Genomic DNA, 488 nt, shown 5'->3' with positions numbered 1-488 from the left:
CTGACTTCGGTCTACGTCACCCACGACCAGGAAGAGGCCATGGAGGTGGCTGACCGCATCGTGGTGATGAACAAGGGGGTGATCGAGCAGATCGGCTCCCCGGGCGAGGTGTACGAGCACCCGGCCAACGATTTTGTCTACCACTTCCTCGGTGACTCCAACCGCCTGGCCCTGAGCGAAGGACACCAGGTACTGTTCCGCCCGCACGAAGTGTCGCTGGCGCGGCACGAGACCGAAGGGCACCATGCGGCCGAGGTGCGGGATATCCGGCCGTTGGGCGCGACCACGCGGGTGACCTTGAAGGTGGAAGGGCAGAGCGAGCTGATCGAGGCCGAAGTGGTCAAGGACCATGACAGCCTGATCGGGTTGCCGCGGGCGGAGACATTGTTCTTCCGGCCGAAGGTTTGGCAGAAGGTGTCGGATATCTGAGTCGCCCTTGATTATGAAAAGCCCATGATTGGTCCTGGGCTTTTTTATGCCTGGGGCTT

1 protein-coding gene is annotated in these 488 nt (G+C 61.5%); it reads left to right on the top strand.

Annotated elements, in window-relative coordinates; all coding sequences use genetic code 11:
* Positions 1–429 (top strand): TOBE-like domain-containing protein (locus G3I17_RS41925; RefSeq protein WP_164604509.1); only part of this gene is annotated, 429 nt, incomplete at its 5' end.
* Positions 430–488: the final 59 nt, after the last annotated feature.

Source organism: Streptomyces sp. SID13031, assembly GCF_010548305.1.
Classification (GTDB): domain Bacteria; phylum Actinomycetota; class Actinomycetes; order Propionibacteriales; family Kribbellaceae; genus Kribbella.
Note: the sequence above shows the minus strand (reverse complement) of the source record. Positions and strands in the feature narration are given on the sequence as shown.